The sequence below is a fragment of the Shewanella sp. 10N.286.45.A1 genome (genome assembly GCF_041470405.1).
Taxonomy (GTDB): Bacteria; Pseudomonadota; Gammaproteobacteria; order Enterobacterales; family Shewanellaceae; genus Shewanella.
Genome location: NZ_JBFRMK010000238.1, coordinates 8,487 through 9,327 on the forward strand (window position 1 = coordinate 8,487; position 841 = coordinate 9,327).

Here is an 841-nt window from a genome sequence, read left to right on the forward strand (position 1 = left end):
ATTAAGAACAATTTCAACTGTATATTTTGAATTAGAGTTTAACCGGGCAGGATTTAACCAAACTCGCAGCTATGGGCGACATGTCAGCACTATAAGCGAATACTTCAACTCCGGCTGCGTGTGCCTCACTAAGTAATTTGGCGTAAGCAGGATCAATATGTTCAGCGGCTTTGACTGAGTGTATTCCTGTATGCTGAACAACAAACAGCAATACCGCTCTATGCCCTTGCTCTACCATCTCCATTAATTCGCGTAAATGCTTTTGACCACGGGTGGTAACTGCATCGGGAAAGTATCCTTGCCCATTTTCTAATAAGGTACAGCTCTTGACTTCAACGTAGCAATTAGCTTGCTCGTGGCTGGTTAGTAATATATCTATACGGCTGTTTTCACTACCATACTTAACTTCTCTTCGCAGTGAGTCATAGCCTTGTAGCTCCACTATAGTGCCATTATTAATCGCTTCTTCGGCTAAGGCATTAGCGCGGCCAGTATTAATACCAATAATGTCACCATCAGGTGTTTGTGCTTGTTCCCAAGTGCGACTGTACTTGCGCTTTGGGTTGTCTGAGACTGAAAACCACACCTTGCTACCCGCAAATAAACAGTTACGCATTGAACCGGTATTTGGGCAGTGTATGGTAACCTCGCTGCCATCTTCTAAGGTGATATCAGTGAGAAAGCGTTTATATCGTTGAATGAGCAGTCCGCTTTCAAATGTGGGAATAAATTCCATCTCTACTACCAAGTTAAAACTGATTTAGCGCTAGATTAACAGAGATCTTAAGCTGAGAATGAGAAATATTCATTAGGGTAAGTTTAGGGCTGTTGACCTTTCACG

At 42.6% G+C, this 841-nt stretch carries 1 protein-coding gene; it reads right to left on the reverse strand.

Going from position 1 to position 841, the window contains the following annotated elements:
- Positions 1 to 31: 31 nt before the first annotated feature.
- Positions 32 to 736, reverse strand: coding sequence for a DNA/RNA nuclease SfsA (gene sfsA, locus AB4238_RS16765; protein WP_372034461.1), 705 nt, complete (start codon positions 734 to 736; stop codon positions 32 to 34).
- Between the last annotated feature and the right edge of the window lie 105 nt (positions 737 to 841).

Excerpts from the sequence above, each read along its gene's own strand:
- sfsA (WP_372034461.1), bottom strand. The coding sequence starts at position 736 with ATGGAATTTATTCCCACATTTGAAAGCGGACTGCTCATTCAACGATAT.